Origin of the sequence: Pullulanibacillus sp. KACC 23026, assembly GCF_029094525.1 — a bacterium.
In the GTDB taxonomy this organism is placed as follows: Bacteria; Bacillota; Bacilli; order Bacillales; family Sporolactobacillaceae; genus KACC-23026.
In genome coordinates, this window is record NZ_CP119107.1 from 3,000,675 (window position 1) to 3,022,708 (window position 22,034).

Consider the following 22,034-nt stretch of genomic DNA (forward strand, 5'->3'; position numbering starts at 1 on the left):
GGAATTAAGTCTCCTCCTCATTTAACCAAGTTCGAATCACCTTCGAAAAATCGTCCGGCCGCTGCGCCAACAATTTCTTAATTTGATTTTCAACACTTAATTCTTCTTCAGCAAAATAATCGGGATCTTGGACCGGGACAGACATGTCTTTTGAAAATTCCATGTCTTCTCTCTCGCTTGCTCGTCTTCTCAAAATGAACCAGATGATCCCACCTAGCAGGAGTAATCCAGCAATGATCGATACCGCTATCCATGGCCAATTTGATTTCTTCGCACTTGTATCTTGGAAGGCAGGCGTTGCAAATTTATGCGGAAAAATTGTAATCCGCTGATTAATTTGCTGCTGACTCAAATTAGGATGCCCGAGAGCCGTCAGGACCACATTGGATGCAATGTTTCGAACACTCGCTTGAATGGCTTTCGATACCTTGTTGGAATTAGCCGCACTTGGCTGGACTCCGACATTGATTGTAATATCCTCGATTTGGTAAGGACTCTTAGTAATTTCATTATTAATTCGATTGACTTCATAATTGATGGTACTTTGCTCTTCATCAGAACTGCTGTTACCAGAATCATCACTTCCTGTATAGCCCGGAACATCTGTACTTCCAGTTCCCGTCACACCGCCAGCGCTTGAGCCTGAACCGCTTGATGATTTCGTATCTTTTTGTGAACTGATAATAATTCCGTCGTTATTGTTATCAGTAGGCTTGACTAATTTTTCTTCCGTTTTCTCTTTATCAAAATTCATTTTCACATAGGTTTGAACGTAGACTTTATCCGTTCCAAGGACCGTTCCCAATAAACTTTGCAGGTTTTGTTGGATGTCCTGCTGAACTTCTTGCTGAACTTTGCGTTGTTCATCATATTTATCAAGTGCTTGATCATCACTCGCATCTTGAAGCGCAAGCGTTTCACTATATTGATTCATAATCGTGATGTTATCCATCGGTAAATTAGGGACACTGTGTGCAACAAGTGTATAAAGGGCTCGAATCTGTGAAGAATCAAGTTTTACCCCTGGTGCGACGTCTACCATAACCGAAGCACTGGCTTTCGGTTGGTCGTCTGTTTTAACAAACACGGAATCCTGAGGCAATGTCAGGATGACTTGGGCATCTTGGATCCCGTCAACATTCTTAATAATATCTGCCACCTGAGTTTGCATCGCCTGTTGTTGAAGGATGTCATATTGACGATCGCTCGCCCCGAATGAAAGATTCGAACCAAATACGTCATAATTGATGCTGTTATCTTTGGGATAGCCCTTTGATGCGAGCGTCACGACTAAATTAGGTGCATCTTTCTTCGGAACCATGATCATCGTTCCAGCATCCGAAAGTTTGTACTTCGAGAATCCTTCTTTGTCCAATTCTGCTTTAATATCGCCAACTTCTTGCTCGGAAAGTTGCCCTGAATACAAAGGAACGTATTGCGGGTGAGACGTAATAATAATAAAAGTAGACAAAGCAGCGACTAGAAATAGAAACGTGCCAATAAAAAGCCCCTTTTGTTTCTTACTCCGGGCACCCCAATATTGACTCATTTGTTCTCTTGTTTTTTTAAGTTGATCCATCCATGATCGATTCATTTAACACCCTGCCTAGCTTTCTATCTTGTTATATTTGCATTTGCATTATATTTTGATAGGCCTCTACCGCTTTATCTCTAACGGTCGTCGTTAATTCCAAGCCGAGTTTTGCCTTTTCGGAGGCGATGCTGACGTCCTCAATATTATCAATATCCCCAGTAGCCACTTGCGCAGATAAATCAGAGGCCTGGTTCACGGATTGCTCAACATTATTTAAATAGCCCTTTAAAACATTGGAAAAGGAATTCTGTGATTTGTCCACCGTCGTATTTTGAAAAGGATTTTGATTAATTTTGATGGCGCTATTTGCAACACTTGATATGTTCATTGTTCAGTTCTCCTATTCACCAATTTGTAAAGCCTTCAAATAAAGGGATTTACCCGTATTAAAGGCTGTTACGTTTGCATCATAAGACCTTGAAGAAGAAAGCAAGTCAACCATTTCCTTAGACAAGTCGACATTCGGCATCTGGACATAACCACTGGCATCCGCATCGGGGTTGCTCGGGTCATAGACTGTATTAAATGGGGTTGGGTCATCCACAATCCCTGTCACTTTTACTCCTTGATCAGATGACTGAACCTGATTTTGCAACTGCCCTTGAAGGACTTGGTTAAACGAGGAAGTCTTGATCGGTTCCATTTCAACCATTTTGCGGCGATAAGGCTCCCATTTACCATTCACATAGGTTCCCCTCGTCGTTTGAGCATTGGCAATATTAGATGACACAACATCCATCCGCAGACGCTGTGCTGTGAGAGCGGAAGCACTTGTATTTAAGGAATCAAACATGACTAGGATCTCCTTCCTGTAATGGCAATTGAAAGTTCTTGAAACTGATTATTAATTTGATTAGTCAAAGAATAATACCAAAGGGAATTCTTACTCATGTTTGTCATTTCTTGATCAATATCCACATTGTTGCCGTTATTTTGAAGCGTCGTATCCGAATTCTCAACGATTTGCGGATTCGGCAAACCCGTCGAATCGCCGATGACAAAATGCTTAGGGTCCGTACGCGTTCCAGACAAGCTGGTTTGACCGGCTAAATGTTGTTTGAGAATATTCTCAAAGGAAACACTTTGCGACTTATAGCCTGGGGTATCGGCGTTTGCAATATTATTCGAAATGACTTGTTGACGTAAGCTTGAGGCATCTAAGGCCTTTTGTAAGACATTAATAGAATTCAAGATCTATAACCTCCTTTAACTTAAAGGATTGCCCCTTTAATAGTTTGATAGTTTTTGGTCACATCTGTTACCCAATAATTGTTCAAGCCAGTTGGATCATTACTCGCACCAACTGGGGCATACTTGGCTCCAATTTGGCCAATACTGGTCAAGCCTTTACCAAGGTAATTACTGCTTAAATTTTGGGCCATATCCATAATGCTATCCGAAACAGACGAGTAGGATTTCAAACCATTACTTCCCATCATGCCTGCCACATTATTTTTTTCCTTCGCGGCATTTGAGGTACCATTTCCTGTTTCATGCTGCGAAATGGCCATAAGTAAAGCCGGATCAACATTATAGGTTTGACCGGCTTGAACAAAGACTGCACCCATTCCTGCCAATTTCCCGTCAAGAAGTTGATTCATCTTCCCTGGATCACTTGGTTGAAAGGCCAATGATTGATTAGAAGTCGACGTGGTCGCCCCATATCCTGGATTCGTTCCCGTGACCGTCTGATTCAGACTCGTCATATAGGGATTAACGGATCCTGTATTGTTTAGACTTTGGGTCATTCCAGAAACCATTTGACTGTAGTTCGTCAAATAGGGGTTAGGCACACTTGAATTGGCAAGACCAAGCGTACTTTCTGGATCCATTTGACTTGCGCTGTCTAGATAATCGTACGATGATCCTGTATTTTGTAAAGATTGCGGAGTAAAGGTTTGCGTGCCTTGACTAGCAAGCATTTCACTTAACAAAAGTGGTAAAATCGTCATCATCGGATTATCGGAACTTTGAGTAAGTAAAGAATTACTTCCACTAATGCTGTCATCGGACAAGTCCAGTGATCCTGTATCTTCAGAAGCGTCTGACGAAGAAACTTGAGTTTCTTGATTAACAAGCATTTCAGTCAACAATGTCGCAAAAAGAGAATTGATCGAACTAGTCGAACTCGCTGGTTGCTGTTGTTGTTGTGTTTGTATACTTTGCGTTCCTCCCAATGTACTGAGTGACGTTGCACTGCCTAACCCATCCCCAACACTCATTTAGTAACACCCTTTCAATTTGCCATTTTAAATCTGTCATTTGGACGAAAAAAGACGCGTGCCTTTTCCTTACAGGTCACGCCACGAAGCTGTCTTGTCTAAGCTGTTTGTCTTCATCAGTAACTGACTAACATTAACCATCACTTCATTTGAGAGTTTAGATATATATTTTAATTGTCCCTCTTCAATATGCGCTTCGACTAGAACAATAGTTTCAGGAGACTGTTCATTTTTTAAAGCGAGGATCTGTTTCTCTTGGAAGACGACATTTTTTACCAAAAGATAAGTATGATTCAATGGGTCTCCAACAGTCATTTTCACGGGTCTCAAAAAGAATGGTTTTTTCTTTTGAAAATCGACAAAATAATAAACTCTCCCATTCTTTTGTTCATTATTCGTTACTTTTTGATGAATCATAACTTATCCCTCGCAATTGACCTTTGATTAAAACAGGATCCAAAATAATAAAACAAGACCTAAGTTAATCTTACACGATTCGACAATTATTTCAATAAATTGTTCGCATCTGACTATTTCTACTTTTTTGGATAACAAAAAAAAGGCGCAAGTACGCGACTTCTCGCCTACCTGCACCTAAAAAATAGTCATTTTTTCCTATCAAAAAATACCCCGTTTGTTTGTTGAATTCTTGGCTGATACCCCTTAGTAAACTTTTTAACTCTTTTTACCTGCTGGATCGACCTCTGATTTTCCTGTATCGATTTCTCTAGGAGGCTTTTCATTTCATGATCAAGGTCTAAGATTTCTTTTAATAAAAGCTTAAGATTTTTGGTGGGTTGGAAGTTGAGCAGTTCCGCTTTTTGCCGGTCCACTTCCTCCATTCTCGCTTGGCGATCTTGTAATAATAAGTGATACCCCTGATAATCTTCCAGCTTGATGGTTTGATTCATTTTTTTTGTAATTTCGTAGATTTCCTCGATTAACCGTTCCATTGCATCACGTGCCTAACCTTTTGTTTTCATTTCTTTTATTGCCGTGGACCAGGTGTCCGCTAAATCAACCGCAAACCCTTCTACTTCTTCCAAAATTTCAACACGCTTCGTCCGATTCGCCTCAACTAATCGACGTTTCATGTAATCATATAAGGCCAAGAGAGAGTCTGAAATGGGATAACCATCTTTTAATGTAATCATAAGCTCGCTTAGAATATCTTGAGCTTTCAAATTGTTATGATGAGCCTCTTCGATCGTCTGTTTTTCCATAGCAAGTTTGGCTAATCGAATGAATTTAACCATTCCTTGATATAACATAAGCGTTAACTCTTCAGGCTTCGATGTCGTAACGGCTTGTCTTTGATAGGTTTGATAAGGATTATTCATGCCCATCCGTCATTTCCCCTTTACTAATATACTACCTTCTAATTATTATCGGACAAAGTTCCGATTAGTAAAGAGATGATCTGATAAAAATTAGCTGCCCATTTGCATATCTTGATCAAACGTGTCAATGAGATAGCTTAAACGTTGATTATACGACTTCAAATTTTTAATTTTCGCCGTATCGCCGAGCTTGTTAAAAGCAGCTATCTCTTTTGCTAATTTCGCTACTTCCTTTTGCAGTTGATCATTTCGTTTCTTCTCTTCGACTAATAAGCGTTCCTTCTGTAGCAAGGTTTGACGAAGTGTCTCTTGTTCTTGCTTGCTCGTTTCCTTAACATGCTCAATCTGTTTGGTTACCTGCTGATTTTGAAGGGCCAGCGTGGTCAACTGATACAGACTGCCTAACAAATCAACAAGGTTAATTCCCGGAAGCTGTTCCACGTTCGAGATTAATCCGGATATGATTTCCAAAAAGTCCACATTGTTAGTATTTGATGGCACAGTCGAAAGCTCCGCTACCGAAAGCACCGGAACGTCCACTTCAGAAATAGTACTAAAGACGGGTTTCTCGAATGAGTCTTTTTCCTTATTCTTAAGTAACGTATAATACTTATAATTAACGGATTGGTAGCCTCGATTAAAGAGATAGGCGACTTCCTCTAATATTTCAGTGATATTCAAAGCCCCTTCTGCCTGGCGCTCAGGAATATAGCGAAACATCAATTCGATTTCATTTTCCGTCCATTTTCGATTCATTTTCTTGGAATGCTCTTGGGCTTCGGCTTGATTTTCCATAAGCGTCTGAAGAAAGACGAAATGATCGTAGTAAAACCGCAACGTTTCAGTTGGAACCTCATATTTATTTTCTAATTCTATAAGAATGTCTTCTTTTGATTGAGCTATATTTTGACTTTGGATTGATTCTTTCATCTCAAAGAGCGCTTTTTTTAAAGACAAGTGAATACCTCCTACTGATAACAAGTTACCACCTTTGACCGGTCAAACAGGATCAAATTCATTAACTTGTTTCCAAAATCTTTTCAAACTGGAAGCTTTGTTAAATATGTTCGATGGTTCTTGTTCTTTTTTGGGGGGAGCTCATAACAATAATAGTTGTACTAATTAACTATTTATTCCTATATTATAGTACTTTAGTCATAAGATTAACAGTTTAATTTATCATATAGTAAGTTGGTCTTAATGTTAAATGATTGAACTTAGATGACATTATTTGATGCTAATATTTTATTAGTTTAACTGATCGTCTTGTCATTTTGTTCTAATGTGTAATTTTTTGGATGATGTAAGTATGTCAACATTTTTTTATTTGGCTGTTTTCGTAAACTTTGTTGTTTTTTTTAGACTCCAATAAGCTCGCTTTCCGCGGGAGTCTCGCCTATTTCCACCTATTTTTATCAACTAGCAACACTCTTTTAGAAAAGAGCCTTTTACTTATATATAAAAACACCTCCCTTTGTCGGTAAGGGAGGTGCTTCTTTATCTGATTTGTTTTTCTTTCAGTCGATTTTGTCTTTGTTTTTCAAAGCAATATTGCATGATCTTTGTTTGATCCCGCTGGCTGATTTTTATAAATTCAATTCCTGCTTGCTTCTTATCTTCGAGTTTCTCTTGGACTGCTATCCGTTTGACTTGTCCGTCAAAGGAAATCTGTTCCGCTTGATTCTTATTAGGCAAAGGAAGCAGGAAAGACCCTGTCACCATTTCGTCTGTTTCGATTGGAAAATCAATAGGAGCTGTTACCAATAAACCGCCGGCACTGATATTCGTAATCGCTACTTCCTGATCCTTTAAGTCTATCGTCAGAGCCGCCGATACACGGAAATTCTCCCTTTGCTGGATTTTAATAATGTCTTTCTCGTGAGGTCGAGTTAATCGTATTAAAGGAATCGGACCGAGCTTTCTACCCAAGATCGTTGACTTAAATTGATATTTATTCGTCTCTAAAATATAGGTAATCGCAAGCTTTTCTCCTTCAGTCAACAGTCCAATCATGTCTCGGTCCAAAAGCATGATCGAGAGCTCATTATCTTCTATTCCACTAATAACCGAACGACAGGAATGATCGGAATCGGTTTCTATTAGGACATTTTGGTTTACTTTGGGATACATATTATCCTCCTGTTATTGACATAATTGCCAGATACCTCTAATTCTATCATAATAGAAAATCACTTAAAAGTGTTGGCTACAAAGAATCCCTTTATGTTTAAATTGCCAACATAAAGGGATTCTATTAAACAACGTTCACCATCTATTTCAAGAAGTCAGCCAAGGTTGGTTGTATAATTCGAGCCCCAATCTCGAGTGCTGCTGACTGAACCGTTTCTTGTGATTTTAAATCGGTGTATACGCTAGCCATGTCGACATCGGAATTTTTGGAAAGCAAATCGGTTGTTGACGTCTCAAGTCCGTCCAATCGGGATTGACTCAACTGCATCCGGTTCATCCGCGCCCCGAGGTCAGAACGCAATTGGAGGACATTATCGATTTGACTATCCAAATCCGCTAAGTGATCACTTGTTGTACTTCCATCTGAAGAGGAGAAATCAGACACAATGTCAGAAAGCACTTGAAACACGCCGCCTTGACCGTTGTTGTTAAACACATCTTTCCCAGATACATTGATTGGAATCGGCGTGTTCTGTCCGACCTGTACTTGAAGTTGCTGTTCATTATCGCTTAAAAACGTTGCTTCTGAATCAGGGTTATTAGGATCCGTCCCATAAGGTGCCGTGCTCGTATCGGTCCCGGCAAAGATATATCTCCCGGCGATTTGCGAATTCGCAATCTCACCCAATTGATCCTTAAGCTGGTCCACTTCTTGGGCAATGGCTTCCTTATCACTTTGAGTATTCGTTCCATTTTGCCCCTGGACGGTGAGTTCCCTAACCCGCTGCAGAACTTGATTGACCTGATCAAGCGCGTCATCCGTCGAGGACATCCAGGAATACCCATCATCCGCATTTTTCTTATATTGATCGATATCTGTTAAGGTCGATTGATAATACATCCCTCTGACAGCGACAACAGGATCATCCGAAGGCCGCGAAATTTTTTCACCAGTAGCCGCCTGCTGTTGTAATTTATTCATTAATGAATTGTTCTGCTGTAAATTATACAGCATCGTTTGACTCATCATGCCTTGAGTAACACGGGTGCTCATGTTAGTCCCTCCTTATGCTCAGACTTGACCCATTCCGTTAATGATTTTATCCAAACAGTCGTTCATGACTGAAACCATTCTGGCGGATGAATTATAGGCCTGTTGGAAACGAATCATATTGGTCATTTCTTCATCCAAAGAGACGCCTGAAACCGATTGTCTGCGATTGTCGACCTGTTGGACAATCGTCTGTGCATTGTCTTCCATGCGCTGGGACTCTTGTGAATCAATCCCCAGTTGTCCAACAATATTTTGGTAATAATCATCCACGTTAGTCGTAGTACCAGGGAAATTTAAATTAGTCGATTTAATATTATAAATATCCATCGCATTTTGCCCATTCCCCGTTGAAGATTGGCCATCTGATTCCACTTTCGCAGCGGCAATCAAGTTTAATGAATTCATAATTTCCGGATTGACCTGCATATCGCCCGCTGACGTTCCAACAAAAAAGTCGACTTTCTCATCGGAAACCCCATTAATATTATCTAAATTTAAGCCATTCTTATGGGCGGTGTTGACCGCATCCGCAAACGTCGTTGCAAGGCTATTTATTTTGGCTTTCATACTTGGTATGATCGATTGATCTTCTTGACCAAGTATTCCATAAGACTCCATGTCTCCTAATAATTCACCAGATTGCAAGGTCACCTTATTTCCGCCAATTTCAATTTGGTCTGGGTCGACGAGTCCACTATCCGAATCAAAACCAACCGAAAGCGTGTTTGAGGTTTTACCAGAAACAAGTGAGCCACTTCCGACTGAAATATTAACCATGCCGCTGTCCCCTGGTGTCACTTGGACGTCCACTAAATTCGATAATTGATCAATTAAGTTATCCCGCTGATCATATAAATCATTCGGTTGATAATCATTCGGAACTAAGCGTGAGATTTGATCATTTAAATTCGCAATTTGAGTCGCTAAGGAATTCACATCATCTGTATTGGTGGTAATTACATTGTGAAGGTCTGATTGCATTTGATCCAATGAACTGGATATCGCATTAAAGGAATCCGTAACCGCGACCGCATCTTGGCGTACAACAGCGCGAGTTGAAGAACTGTCCGGGTCATTAGCGAGTTCCTGCCAGCTTTCGAAAAAAGTGTCCATGGTCGCTGCAAGCCCCTGATCAGAAGGCTCATTTATTGCATCTTCAATTTTGGTGTAGGTATCACTTTTGGCGGTCCAGTAGCCTAGATCTGTATTCTCATTCCGGTATTGGGTATCTAAAAAGCTGTCTCTCAGACGAGTAATTTGGGCAACTTCTACGCCCGTTCCTAATTGCCCCGTCGTCGTATCACTGCTTAATCCCGCTACAGGTATTGCATTCGTCGCTTGAAAGACAGCACTCTGTCTCGTATACCCCGGTGTATTCGCATTAGCAATATTATGACCGGTCGTCGTCAGAGCGGCTTGTTGAGCGGCGAGTCCTCGTTTACCGATCTCTAAACCTAAAAAGGTCGATGTCATCAGATGTCCCCCTTTCTTATAAAAACGACTTAAACCTTGGCATCCAAAAGACTTGAATAACCGTTCGTGCTTTGAGGGCCATACGTAATCGCTGGCTCCCTCCGAGCAAGAATCCCAATCGAATAATGAATATAGGAAAGAGAGGTTTGAAGTAATTGTTGATTACTTTCGTTTAAATGGGTAATTTCCTTAATTAAGTGGCGGAGCTGCTTCGCAAGCGTAACAAAAGTGTCTTTGACATTTTGTTGTTTGAGGTGTTTCAGCAAATCCTCAAGCGTGTAAGTAAGAGAGGACAATCGGTTTTGTTCCATATACTCTTGAACCAATAGTTGTCTTTCCTGCTCTAGATTCTGAATGTCTACAACACAGTTATTTTCTTTAACGATCAAATCTTGAAGATCTTGAATGGGCCCTTGAATAAGAAGCGCTCTTTTTTCTTGAGCTAATTCAAGAACTCGGGTGTGAGCATCGACCATCGCATTTAATGTTAGAAGCAATCTTTTTAAAGTATCCATTTATCTGTCTCCTAGTTGGAAGAACCATTCCAGAAATTAATCATCTTATCCGCGATTTTTCGGCTATCCACCTGATAAGTTCCGTTCGAAATTTGTTGTTTTAATTCATCGACGCGACTTTTCCGTTGGGTTTGCTCGGACAAGGCCGCTTGAGACAATTCCCGGCCGCGTGATGATATTTGAACGTCAGACGCACTGCTCTGAGTCGGTTTCGTTTTATTTGTTGTATTTGACTGTTTTTGTTGATTTTGATAGAAGTAAGCTCCATAATTGCTGTCATTAATACGCATAATCCGTTCCCTCCTAATCCTTCTTTATTTATATCGGCAGCCTTCATCATAAGTTTAGTGATTTCAAAAGAAAAACTCATGATTTAATTCTATCAAACTCAATGAGATATTTCATTAGCCTCTTGAATAGAACAAAATTGCTAAACCCGCGACTCTCTTCTTCCCATGTATAGACTTAGCCCACGAGTTTTTCTTGACACTGTTTTTATGTTTAAACGTTTAACAAAATTGGGTGTTTGTCTAACCAATGTGGAAATTCTCTCGCTTGCCGTGGACGAACGGCCGAGCCTCCTCACTTGTTTTAGGGGTTGCGGGGTCTCTGCCGCCCGTTATTCCGCAGGCGTCTCGAGATTTCCACTCGCTGTTCATTTTAGATTATGAGTTAAAGCTAAAGCACACTATTAATGTGGCAATGATTTAAAATCGTTTGGATGTTTTCTATCATTGTTTGGGACCTATTTCAAAAAAAGGGGTGTTTCGTGAGCGCCTCGTACTCAGAGAAGTATAGACTAAAGTCCGGCGAGAATTGCAAAACGACTACTTGACTCTGCCGCTTGCTACATCACCTTTGATTTACTACACATGGTTTTGCGTAAAATTCTTCTAATTTCAGAATTTTACGCAAGGCAGCACGATGTAAATTCTAGGTAGCGAGTTCATGAAGTTTTCCAAATAGGAACCGTGCCCGCGGAAAGCGAGGTTATTTTCGCATTTTAAAGCGGTATTGTAATGTCGAGTTATCTTCAAGTCGAAATTTTCATGATTTGCTAAGGAATGAGAAAAAAACAGCGGCAGTTTTTGACTGCCGCTGTTTTGATGCGTTAGACGTTGATATTGATCTCGGTGAAATCTGTTTTCAGCTGTGGTTGTTGGCGCAGATAGACTTCTGTTTTTCCCGCTGTATAGTTGATTTTGACGAGATGTGGGGTGACGTTAATTTCTGTTTCACCGAGTTTCCAGTTGATATGAAGTTCGCTTGGGGTATAGTTGATCTTCACTAATTCAGAAGTTGGAATGAAGCCATTTCCGGAGTCTGACGGAGCGGGATTCGCCTTCGATGAGACAATGGCCGCTACCGTGTTCGACTTATTTTCGATGTGCGCCAGTTGATCCCCTTCTTGGGCGATCTCACCTACCGCTTCAACAGCGGCTTGCTTCGCGTCTTCCGCGGCATCCCTCGTTAAGACACTCAATGGCTTAAACCCTAATTGCTCCCAAGCCTCCTCCTGATCAATCTCGAGGTGTGACGGTGTCTTCGTGATGTCCATTTGCGCAGGGGTTTGTTTGATCGACAAATCAGCGGGTTGCTGCTCGATTTCCATTACCGGCTGGGTAATGCGTAAGCCAATTTGTGCGTAAGTTTGCTGCAAGCGAATTTGTGGAATTTGCATAATATGTGACCACCTTATAGTTGTCTCTTATGCCCTTTTATCCATAAGAAGACCTAAATAATCGTTCATAGCTGCATAGATATCTAAAAGTTTCTTAGATGGAATTTCCTTAACGACATCATTTGTTTGGTCATCAACAATTGCGACATAGTACTTTTTCAATTCGTCATGATACTTATATTCCAAGTGGGTATTGGATTCCTTAAAGAACCCATTCATGGTATCAATCACTTTTTCCGTTTTTTCTTTTGTCGAGTTTTCTTGCTGTGTCTGGGGTTGATCGTGTTGGTCTTCCGAATACTTCTTTACTTTCGAAACGCCTTCAACCGGTTTCACTTGACTATCCGTTACAGGACTCTGACCCTTGGAACCAGTAATTTTATTGAACATAACGTTCCCCCCTCTTTTGACAACTTATCACCTTTATCGGAAAAGTTGCGGGAATGTTTAGGGATTTCTAGTTTTATTGATAAGGGACAACTAGTATATAAAAAAGTGCTCTAGAAAACGAACCGGTTCTCTACCAGATGGGGTTACCCCAACTAATATAGAAAGAATCGCTCACCTATTCGCTACTCGGAATGATCTATTTGATTGAAAGAAGCTGTTTCTAAGTTTTTTATAAGAATATAGCGTTGGTAAAAAATAGGAGTAACGGTTTTAGTATAGGTATGAGAATTTAGGCGGAACATTTCCGGTTAATGTCTAAAGAGAACAATTAAGTGACTGATATAAGCGGAGATTTTCCGATTAACCACTCCCAATCAGACTAATTCCAAGGCTTTGGATACCTATAAACGGAAAAACTCCTCTTATTTTTAAGGAAATAAGGCTATTTCCCAATTTAGCCGGAATTTCTCCGTTTATCTTTCAAACTCGGTTAAATCAACATTCAGAACAAGCAAAACCGAGTTTAGACAGATGGAAAAAGACCACCCCTTTTTAAGATTATATTCATTGAATTGCAAAATACCGCAGCTCGAAACTCCCCAGAAAAAGAACTTGTTACTAGAAATCGAGAACCTCTTTCAAATCATTTACAATCAACCACGAAGTAATTGAAGGACTTGTTGCGATTGTTGATTAGCTTGTGCAAGCATGGCTTCTGCTACCTGTGAAAGAATACTATATTTAGATTGATTCATCATTTCGGAAGCCATATCTGCGGCAGAAATACGGGATTCAGATGCGGTGATGTTCGTTTCATAGTTCGAAGCATTGTTCAAGGAATACTCCAATCGGTTTTGCAAAGCACCAAACCTAGACCGTTCACTTGAGACCGTTTCAATGGCCTCATCAATTTGATCGATTGCATTTGCGGCATCTGGTTGAGTCATCACATCGATAGGATTGATAGCTAGCAACTGGAGACTTACTTCCTTTTTAAAAACAAAATCCCCATTAATATTCATGCTCATCTTTCCCTACCCTCTTACTTCGTCTATTTACTTTTACGATCAAAATAAACACAAGAAAAAAGAGGTATATAAAAAGAGACCCCAGACACGCTGAGGTCTCCTGTTAGAGAAATTAACCACGAAGTAATTGAAGAACTTGTTGTGGTTGTTGGTTAGCTTGAGCAAGCATAGCTTGAGCAGCCTGAGAAAGAATAGAATCTTTCGTTTGCTCACTCATTTCACTCGCCATATCTACATCAGTGATACGTGATGAAGCTTCCGTGATGTTTTGGCTAGAAGTGTTCAAGTTGTTAATCGTGTGATCTAAACGGTTCTCGTAAGCACCCAATTTAGAACGCTCAGATGAAACAGTGTTGATCGCATTATCAATTACAGAAATGGCAGCAGATGCTTTATCTGAAGATGATAAGTCTAGAGCATATTCAGTGTTGTCATTGTTAGTTCCATCGGTAACTTGCTGAGTCGCTGTAAAAGATGCCGTAACAGTATTGCCATCACTATCTGTTACATCTTCAGTTCCGCCAGTTGCAGAGGATAAACCAAGAGCTGCAGCACGCATATCACTAATATTAAGTGTCATACTTTGTCCAGTATTAGCACCAATTTGTAGTGTAGCACTGAAGCCTGTTCCACCTTGGGTTTGGTCAAATGTAATATTATTTGTTGTGCCGTCGCCATCAGCGGCAAAATCGAATGTACCAAGATCAGCTGTTACAGATTTGCCATCAGCAGTTGTATAAGTTTGAGAACCAGCACCCGAAGAAACGGTTCCTGTTACAGCACTATCATCAATTGTTGCAGTATAACCAGCAGCAACTTCGGCATTTACATCACCTGTATAAGTAAAAGTATCACCATTAGCTGTATTACTAATATCATCAAAGCTAATAGTTAAACCATTCCAGCTTAAATCATTAGTTGAAGGAGTTACTGTATCACCATTAACAGTCCAATCACCTGTAGTTGAATCCTTTGCTACAGTAATAGATGAAATATCAGATGTACCAGTATATGTTCCGCTAATAGTTCCAGTTGCTGTTCCTGTGCCAGCTTTGGTTAATGAAGTACTTGCTGCTATTGTTGTTGCAGAAGTTCCTGCATTATAAGTAATAGCAATTGTATGATCTGTATCACCAGTCAATCCACTTGCACCTGTTACTGCAGCGTTTGTAAATGCTGAATCTGCTTGCACATTTTGTACAGGACCAGCATTACCACCATTCAACAACTTCTGAGTGTTAAACTCAGTTGTATTACCAATACGGTTTACTTCATCCGTTAATTGGTTCATTTCATCTTGGATCGCGCTACGGTCTTGATCGGTGTTGGTGTCGTTCGCAGATTGTGTAGCTAATTCACGCATACGTTGAAGGATGTCTGTTGTTTCGTTTAAGGCACCTTCAGCTGTTTGCGTCATTGAGATACCGTCTTGAGCGTTACGGCTCGCTTGGTCTAATCCACGGATTTGACCTTTCATTTTTTCAGAGATTGATAGGCCTGCTGCATCATCAGCAGCACTGTTAATACGAAGACCTGAAGATAATTTCGCCATTGATTTGGATTGAGCTTGTGACGCGTTGTTCAATAGACGAAGCGTGTTCATTGCCGTAATGTTAGTGTTAATTTGCATGATTTCGTCCTCCTATGTAGTCATGGGATAGAATGGGTCATCCCATTCTAAATTTTTTATAATACCCGCAATGGGTTATTACCAAAGTTAAGTTTAAGCGAATTTTTCATAGATTTCTTCTCGATAAACACTGATCTCTTTTGGAGCATCGATGGCAAATCGCAACAACCCATTTTTAGTTTTGAGCAGAGTGATTAGAATGTTGTCTCCAATTAAAATCGTGTCACCTATTTTTCGATCGGTTTTCCTAAAAATCCCTTGCTTCATTTCTGTTTCTTTGATTTTAGTAATTCGAGTGTCCTTGGGAGCTTTAATTTCTAGTTTGAGATTAAACTCATCTTTTTGGACGGTTACTTTAATGTCATCGGCTATGATGACGGACTGCCCAACTTCTCTGCCAATGATTAACATATGCCCCCCACCGCCGAAAGAAATTCAGTCACCTAAATTCTTTCTAATTTTATTATCGGACACACTAACTATTAGTTTAGTGTCATCAAAAAGTTAATTTCATTTTGATATTACTATTATCGGTCATCAAAAAGTTTTGTTTAGTGTTATTCCAAATTTTTTTCCAAAAAGAAAAACCACAATCAGAGGATCCGATTGTGGTTGCGATCTTTAAGAAGATGAGCCGCTCAGCATGCTGGTGAGCCATGAGCTTTGGCTATTTAATTGCGATAAAGCTGTCTCCATATTATCGAACTTCGTCCATAGAGAATTTTCATACTGGTCGAGTCGGTCTTGTTCTTGGCTTATTTGATCATTTAGACTTGCGGCCTGTTGCGCCAAATTGCTGCTCGTTGAAACCGTACCTGGTGAGCCCGCAATGAGCGCTAACTGGGATAAAGCATTGTTAATCGAATCATAGACGCGAACACCCAAGCCGCTGTTTTTATAATCTGTAGAATTGGTCAGGGTTGTGTCAGAACTATTCCCTGTGCTGTATCTTGCTGAAAATAAATTCTGTACATCACTCAAGTTCGTATTCAGTACGGATTTTAGCTTTGTTTCATCGAGTACTAACTTTCCATTATCCTTGTAATCCGTACTCGTGGTAATCCCAATTTCGGATAAGGTATCAAAGGAAGTATTAATGCCGCTGCTCTGAACAACATCCGATAAACTCGTCCGCATTTGGGTGAGAAATTGCTGTAAGGTTGAGTCATTACTTAAAATTCCCGTTTTCGCCTTATCAGTCCATTGCGTGATTTCATCGTCGCTCATATCTTTCTTTTGATCATCGGTAAGAGGCGGATAATCACTATCTTTGGTTTCAGAGATCTTGGAATTAATCGTCTGGATTAACGTATTGTAATTGTCCACAAATGATTTAATTTTATCAAAAATCGTATCGGTGTCCGGAGCAACACTCACCCCCACACTGCTACCAGTAGGAATACTATTATTTAACGTGAATTGGACGCCATCGTAATTAAACGTATTACTGGAAATATTGACTTTCAAGCCGTTGATGACCACATAGCCATTAGAACCATCTGCCCCGTCTGTGTACGAAGCATCCGCAAAAAGGGATGACGGCGGTGAACTTGTTTGAGCAGCATCACTCGAGGTATTGGTTGTACCATCTTCAATGTTTAGTAGACTCGTAGCATCCGCATTAGATCCTGTAATGGTGATCGAATTACCCGAACCCATGCCAGTCGTTGTAAACACTAACGATCCACCAACATTCGCTGCTTTTACATGAGTCTGATCGCTGCTTGAATTGATGGTGGCGATCGCTTGGTCGAACGTACTCGTTTTCGGTATGGTAATAGCGACACCATTTAATGTGAAGGTAGCATCACCTGCAGAAGGATCATTTTGGTTGATAACTGTCGACCCACTTGGAAATTGCGTATCAAAGCTTACCGAACCGCTTGTAGCGGGTGTTGCTAAGGTCGCTTCCGAAATCGTATAGTTCATTTGGGAAGCGGTCCCCGACATGGACACACCGACGCTTGACGAATTGGACGTTACTGTTTGTGAATTAAACGTCCCCTGAAGTCGCAAATCTTGCATCGAATCTCTGAAAGCGGCAATTTGTGTATTGAGATCTTGATAGGCTTCCGTCTTCCATTCATTAATGATTTTATCTTGGTTGAGCTTGTCCAATGGACCTTGGCTTGCCTGCATCAAACTATCAACCATGGATTGGGTATCCAAACCAGAGGCCAAGCCGGTGAGATGGGTTGTTAAATTAACATTAGACAAACTAGTACTACTAGTAGCCACTTAAACGCACTCCTTTCAAAACCGTTTAAATCTATTATCGGATAAACTTGATATTAGTTAAATTCTATTATTATGTAAAAAGACCCTTACTAATTAAATAGGGTCTTAAATTTAAGTTTACTTCATAATATCATTCGCGATTCCCATCATCTGATCCGCATAGGAAACCGCTTCGGAATTCAATTGAAAGCTTCTTTGCGACGTCATAAGATCCGTCATTTCTTGGGTGAGATCAACGTTTGAACCTTCTAAGTAGCCTGAAGTGATTTGCGACTCACCAGGCTGCATCGCTCTGACATAATTAGCCGCCGTTGTGCCGTTTGGCAAGGCGGTCGTATCAATCGCATACTCGTTATTCCCTAAACTCTTTAAGAGATGGGGATTTTGAATATCGGCGAGTCCAATTCGCTGTTGGGAATTAAAGGCGGTTCCTTGACCATTTTTATTGGTAAGTTGAATTTGACCCTTTGTTCCGATTTTTACATCATACTGGCTGCCGATCTCTACCGGATTCCCATTTTGATCGAGCACGTACCCGCCGTCTGAGGTCACTAAATGATTACTGCCCGGATTATTAGGATCGGGACTTAAATGGAAGCTGCCATCACGCGTGAATCTGACTTCATTTTGTCCACCGGCAGTGGCAGATGGATAGGAGACTTGAAAAAAACCGTTCCCTTGAATCATGAGATCATAAGGATTATCTGTTTCAAGGGCTTGGCCCTGGTCCATATCAAGCTGGGTCATTCCTGGACGCGCCCCATAGCCAACACGAATGCCAGCTGGTGTGGATCGCCCCACATCATTCCCGTTCGTGCTTTGGTTATTGATTTGATTGGCGAGAATTTCAGAGAAGCTTTGGTCTTTCCGCTTAAATCCCGTTGTATCAACGTTCGCAATATTGTTACCCGTCGTATCAATTTTTTGTTGAAATGCCTGGAGGGCACCTGCCGATATATAGAGAGACGTATTCATTCACTTTTCACCCGTTTCTAGTTTTATCCGTCCAGTTTAGCGACCGTGTAAAGCTGCTGTAAAGAGGAATCATAAGCACTGATGACCTTTTGATTGGCTTCATAGCCGCGAACCGTTGTCATCATATCGGTCATCGTTTGCCCCTCATCGACATTGGATTGTTCCAGATAGCCTTGATTCAGCGTGACTCCTGGATTAGTCCCGCCGCCATCTTGAATAAACGGTTGTGGATTCGTCGCTTGGTAGACATTTCCCCCAAGGCGCTGAAGATCATCTGGGTTTTGAACGAGCGCGATCCCCACTTGGCCAGCGGTTTTCATTTGTGCCGGATCATTCGCATTTAATAGGATCTGCCCATCTTTATTGATTTGCATGTTGGACTTATCAATGCTCCCTGTGATTTGGATCGGTTTATGATCTGCTCCAAGCACTTTATAGCCGTCAGCGGTCACAAGGTTGCCATTTGCATCCAAATCCCATTTCCCGTCTCGTGTGTAACCGACCGTACCATCTGGAAGCTGGACCGCAAAGAAAGCATCCGGCTTGACTTGATTCCCATTAACCGTTTGTGTCGGGATATTCTGATCCTCAATCGCGACGTCTAATGGCTCACCGGTTTGCACCAAATCCCCTTCTGAAAAATTAGGGATCCGTTCCTGCACATACACGCCATTATACATGGAGCCAATTGGTACCTGCTGTCCCGGAAGAGCGGTCGAACTCGTGCCCGATGCTTGATCATTATAATCTTGAATTCTCGACATGAGCAGTTTCGGAAAGGCACGCATGACCGCGTCATCCTTCTTATAGCCGGGTGTCTGAACATTCGCTAGATTATCAGCTAATGTTTCCTGTCTTCGCTCTAATGCAATCATTCCTGAAGAAGCGGTATCTAAACCTCTTAGCATGCTGTATCACCCTTTCTTATCTTATTTTGTTTTGTCCGGAAAGCTAAAAGGAGCAGTTCGATCTCCCCTAGCCATTTCTTTACGTATACAAATTAATGAGTAACCCCTTTATTTCTCCGATCCTGTCCATTAATGAAATCCCCGAACTTTGCTGTTTGAGAACATGATCCGTTAACTCCATTAATTTTTGATCTAGCACTTTCACGGTTTTAAGGGTTTTGCTGCCACCATATAGGTCATAGCTCTGCGATTGCTCTAAACCTACCCCGTTTTTGCTCACCTCTCCCATAAATTGTTTCACTAAGTCCTTATATTTTCGTAACTGGGTAAAGGTCGGGTTTTCATTCAACTGCTTCCCTTGCTGATCGATATCTTGCAGGAGCTTCTGCAGTTTATCTTGGGTTAAATCCTTGGAGTAGGCATTCATAATGTTTTGAAAAGAGGCGTTGTCGGATGAGCCCTTCTCATTCGTGATAGGGCGAGCATCACTTAGATTCACTCTTATTGGGTCGACGATTTTCAAAAGGCTCTCATTCCTTTAATGTATCAAACTAACAATCAAAAAAAGTCGAAATGTCCTATTTATTATATCGCATTGTTTTCATTTTTTATAGAGTTTAATAAAAGGGCTCTCACCTCTAGGCAAGAGCCCCCGTTCTATTATTTTAGTTTGACAATTTGTTGATTAACATCGGTGATCGCTGTAACGACTTCCTCGACTTCTCTTGTTTGCATGTCAATGCTTGAGTTCAGCTCTTCAGTTTGGCGGCGGACCTTGTCAACCTCTTCTGATATATCTTGGCCATATTTGGCTTGATCATTGGTTGCGGTCGTCATTTGCTGAACTTTTTCTCTTATGCTATTAATGTTACGCAAGATTTCTTCAGCCGTCAGTGCTTGTTCCCTTGTTGCGTTCGTGACAGAACCACATTGATTCGATACATTTTCAACGGCGGAAACAATGGCATTCGAGCCTTTCGCTTGCTCGGTTGTTGCAATCGATATTTGTTCAATTTGATCTTTCGTATTTAAGATCCCTTTAACTATGGTATCTGCGGAGATGGTTTGTTCTTTTGTCGAGTTGGTCATTTCTTCTGCTTGCTTCGTGACATTCTCAACGGCTTTCGTAATGAATTCACTGTTTTTCGTTTGTTCCTCAGTTGCTTTCGCGATTTGGTCCATTTCCTCTGTTACTTTAGTAATGCCATCGGTTATCTTCAAGATGGCTTTATTTGTCTTATCAGCCAATTCATTCCCAATCTTGACTTTATTTGCCCCTTCATTAATAGAGGAAATGGCGACCGTTGTTTCTTCTTGGATACCATTAATTAGATGAGTAATTTCTTTTGTTGCATTGGCAGATCGCTCTGCGAGTTTTCGAACTTCATCGGCGACAACGGCAAAGCCTTTACCATGTTCGCCTGCACGTGCTGCCTCAATGGCCGCGTTAAGCGCTAATAGATTCGTTTGGTCCGCAATGTCATCAATCACTTGAATGATGCTGCCAATTTCCTTCGAGCTTTTTCCTAATCTCTCCATGACATCACTTGCTTGGTTAATCACTTGAGAAATTTCATTCATCCCATTTAAGGTTTCTTTTAAAGAATTCGTTCCTTCAAGCGCATCTTCTTTAACTAGCATACTAAGATCATTGACCGTTCTGGCACTTTCTGCGACCTTCGCAATCGATGAGATCATTTCTTCCACGGTATCGGAAGTTTGAGTAGCTGTTACCGTTAATTCCACAGCACTTTCACTAACCGTTTTAATCGACTTACTCATTTCCTCAATGGCTGCGGACACTTCCTCCACGTTAGTGTGAACGTATCCTGTATTCCCTGCTACTTGTTCGATCGAAGCCATCATTTCTTGGATCGCTGAAGACGTATCCTCTGCTGAAGTCGATAATTGGTCAGCGCTGGTTGCAACCATATTGATTGTGGCGCTCATTTCTTCGATCGCTGCTGAGATTTCGTCAACACTTGCGGAAGCGGTGTTCGTGTTCCCCGCCACCCGACTAATCGATTGGACTAATTCTGTGATCGAATGATTGGCTTTGCTCATAGATGAGTCCAGTTGCTGTGCACTGACAGCCGTTTGATCAATCGATTTTTTAATTTCATTAACCGAATTGGTCGTCATGTCTACATTTTTAACGACTCGTGAAACGGAATGATTAATCACTCTTTGGATGATAAACGCAACCAAAATACTAAAGAACATGGCAATAATGGAGGCAATCAAAATTTCAATCTTTGCTCTCGATGAATCATGGTTAGCTTGAATAGTGACCGCCTTAGAATCTTTAGAGATATTTTTGGCTAACGTATCAAGAGACCCATTAGCTTGATCACTCATCTTCTCTAAATCATCCATCCTAATGCTAAGAATATTGGCATTATCTTCTTGGAATAAGGTAGGGATGGTTTTAACATAGAAATTAAAATTATCATTGAAATTCGCTAATAGTTTTTTCTCTTGCTGAGACAAAGGCAGCTTTTTCAACTCTGTAATATTGGTTCTTACACTCGCAATCTCTTTATTTATGTACTGGGATTGATCATCATCTTTTGAGCTCACTTGCTTATATGTATAGAGTTGAATGTGCGTCATTTCTTCCTTTAAATTACCGGTGATTTGAACCATTGACAGCTCGGTTTGGCCTGTATAATTCACATCGTTGCTTAAAACATTTAGATTCATGTAACTATTAATCGAAATAAAGGCTAAGAATAACAAAATAATAATGTATCCGCCCCATAATTTTACCGACATTGACACTTTATTCGATAACTTCATGGTTAACGACATTACATCTGATGGTGTGCGTTTCGCTTTTTTCATGTGTCTTTACAC

24 protein-coding genes are annotated in these 22,034 nt (G+C 40.8%); all 24 read right to left on the reverse strand.

The window, feature by feature from the left end; all coding sequences use genetic code 11:
• Positions 1-4: 4 nt before the first annotated feature.
• The 24 genes from fliF to PU629_RS13920 all read right to left on the reverse strand — a co-directional run bounded on the left by fliF (position 5) and on the right by PU629_RS13920 (position 22,022).
• Positions 5-1,594, reverse strand: coding sequence for a flagellar basal-body MS-ring/collar protein FliF (gene fliF, locus PU629_RS13805; RefSeq protein WP_275280645.1), 1,590 nt, complete (start codon positions 1,592-1,594; stop codon positions 5-7).
• Between the two features lie 28 nt (positions 1,595-1,622).
• Positions 1,623-1,922, reverse strand: a complete 300-nt coding sequence (gene fliE, locus PU629_RS13810; protein WP_275280646.1) for a flagellar hook-basal body complex protein FliE — start codon at positions 1,920-1,922, stop codon at positions 1,623-1,625.
• A gap of 12 nt (positions 1,923-1,934) precedes the next feature.
• On the reverse strand, positions 1,935-2,387 hold the full coding sequence (gene flgC, locus PU629_RS13815; RefSeq protein WP_275280647.1) for a flagellar basal body rod protein FlgC: 453 nt from the start codon (positions 2,385-2,387) through the stop codon (positions 1,935-1,937).
• A gap of 2 nt (positions 2,388-2,389) precedes the next feature.
• Positions 2,390-2,785 carry a flagellar basal body rod protein FlgB gene (gene flgB, locus PU629_RS13820; RefSeq protein ID WP_275280648.1) on the reverse strand — a complete coding sequence of 132 codons (396 nt, stop codon included), beginning with the start codon at positions 2,783-2,785 and terminating at the stop codon, positions 2,390-2,392.
• A gap of 20 nt (positions 2,786-2,805) precedes the next feature.
• Positions 2,806-3,816 (reverse strand): glucosaminidase domain-containing protein, encoded by a 1,011-nt coding sequence (locus PU629_RS13825; RefSeq protein ID WP_275280649.1) that lies wholly within the window; start codon positions 3,814-3,816, stop codon positions 2,806-2,808.
• 69 nt (positions 3,817-3,885) lie between these two features.
• On the reverse strand, positions 3,886-4,233 hold the full coding sequence (locus PU629_RS13830; protein ID WP_275280650.1) for a hypothetical protein: 348 nt from the start codon (positions 4,231-4,233) through the stop codon (positions 3,886-3,888).
• A 188-nt stretch (positions 4,234-4,421) separates the two neighbouring features.
• Positions 4,422-4,769, reverse strand: a complete 348-nt coding sequence (gene fliT, locus PU629_RS13835) for a flagellar protein FliT (protein WP_275280651.1) — start codon at positions 4,767-4,769, stop codon at positions 4,422-4,424.
• 12 nt (positions 4,770-4,781) lie between these two features.
• Positions 4,782-5,162 carry a flagellar export chaperone FliS gene (fliS, locus tag PU629_RS13840; RefSeq protein WP_275280652.1) on the reverse strand — a complete coding sequence of 127 codons (381 nt, stop codon included), beginning with the start codon at positions 5,160-5,162 and terminating at the stop codon, positions 4,782-4,784.
• A gap of 84 nt (positions 5,163-5,246) precedes the next feature.
• Positions 5,247-6,113 carry a hypothetical protein gene (locus PU629_RS13845; protein WP_275280653.1) on the reverse strand — a complete coding sequence of 289 codons (867 nt, stop codon included), beginning with the start codon at positions 6,111-6,113 and terminating at the stop codon, positions 5,247-5,249.
• A gap of 540 nt (positions 6,114-6,653) precedes the next feature.
• A complete protein-coding gene (locus tag PU629_RS13850) occupies positions 6,654-7,286 on the reverse strand; it encodes a flagellar brake protein (RefSeq protein WP_275280654.1) in 633 nt (210 codons plus the stop codon).
• 142 nt (positions 7,287-7,428) lie between these two features.
• Positions 7,429-8,340 (reverse strand): flagellar hook-associated protein FlgL, encoded by a 912-nt coding sequence (gene flgL / locus PU629_RS13855; RefSeq protein ID WP_275280655.1) that lies wholly within the window; start codon positions 8,338-8,340, stop codon positions 7,429-7,431.
• Positions 8,341-8,358: 18 nt separating this feature from the next.
• Entirely contained in the window at positions 8,359-9,813 is a 1,455-nt protein-coding gene (gene flgK / locus PU629_RS13860) for a flagellar hook-associated protein FlgK (RefSeq protein WP_275280656.1), read from the reverse strand.
• A gap of 29 nt (positions 9,814-9,842) precedes the next feature.
• On the reverse strand, positions 9,843-10,328 hold the full coding sequence (locus tag PU629_RS13865; RefSeq protein ID WP_275280657.1) for a flagellar protein FlgN: 486 nt from the start codon (positions 10,326-10,328) through the stop codon (positions 9,843-9,845).
• A gap of 11 nt (positions 10,329-10,339) precedes the next feature.
• Positions 10,340-10,618 (reverse strand): flagellar biosynthesis anti-sigma factor FlgM, encoded by a 279-nt coding sequence (gene flgM, locus PU629_RS13870; RefSeq protein WP_275280658.1) that lies wholly within the window; start codon positions 10,616-10,618, stop codon positions 10,340-10,342.
• Positions 10,619-11,439: 821 nt separating this feature from the next.
• Positions 11,440-12,009, reverse strand: a complete 570-nt coding sequence (locus PU629_RS13875; RefSeq protein WP_275280659.1) for a DUF6470 family protein — start codon at positions 12,007-12,009, stop codon at positions 11,440-11,442.
• Between the two features lie 27 nt (positions 12,010-12,036).
• Positions 12,037-12,399 (reverse strand): flagellar protein FlaG, encoded by a 363-nt coding sequence (gene flaG, locus PU629_RS13880; protein WP_275280660.1) that lies wholly within the window; start codon positions 12,397-12,399, stop codon positions 12,037-12,039.
• Between the two features lie 653 nt (positions 12,400-13,052).
• Positions 13,053-13,427, reverse strand: a complete 375-nt coding sequence (locus PU629_RS13885; RefSeq protein WP_275280661.1) for a flagellin — start codon at positions 13,425-13,427, stop codon at positions 13,053-13,055.
• 112 nt (positions 13,428-13,539) lie between these two features.
• On the reverse strand, positions 13,540-15,057 hold the full coding sequence (locus PU629_RS13890) for a flagellin N-terminal helical domain-containing protein (RefSeq protein WP_275280662.1): 1,518 nt from the start codon (positions 15,055-15,057) through the stop codon (positions 13,540-13,542).
• A 93-nt stretch (positions 15,058-15,150) separates the two neighbouring features.
• A complete protein-coding gene (locus tag PU629_RS13895) occupies positions 15,151-15,468 on the reverse strand; it encodes a carbon storage regulator (protein WP_275280663.1) in 318 nt (105 codons plus the stop codon).
• Between the two features lie 210 nt (positions 15,469-15,678).
• Positions 15,679-17,295: a flagellar filament capping protein FliD gene (fliD, locus tag PU629_RS13900; protein WP_275280664.1), complete on the reverse strand. Its 1,617-nt coding sequence runs from the start codon at positions 17,293-17,295 to the stop codon at positions 15,679-15,681.
• Positions 17,296-17,412: 117 nt separating this feature from the next.
• Entirely contained in the window at positions 17,413-18,270 is an 858-nt protein-coding gene (locus PU629_RS13905; RefSeq protein ID WP_275280665.1) for a flagellar hook-basal body protein, read from the reverse strand.
• 23 nt (positions 18,271-18,293) lie between these two features.
• Positions 18,294-19,178 (reverse strand): flagellar hook-basal body protein, encoded by an 885-nt coding sequence (locus PU629_RS13910; protein WP_275280666.1) that lies wholly within the window; start codon positions 19,176-19,178, stop codon positions 18,294-18,296.
• Between the two features lie 79 nt (positions 19,179-19,257).
• Positions 19,258-19,701: a YaaR family protein gene (locus PU629_RS13915; RefSeq protein WP_275280667.1), complete on the reverse strand. Its 444-nt coding sequence runs from the start codon at positions 19,699-19,701 to the stop codon at positions 19,258-19,260.
• Positions 19,702-19,838: 137 nt separating this feature from the next.
• Positions 19,839-22,022: a methyl-accepting chemotaxis protein gene (locus PU629_RS13920; protein WP_275280668.1), complete on the reverse strand. Its 2,184-nt coding sequence runs from the start codon at positions 22,020-22,022 to the stop codon at positions 19,839-19,841.
• Positions 22,023-22,034 lie beyond the last annotated feature (12 nt).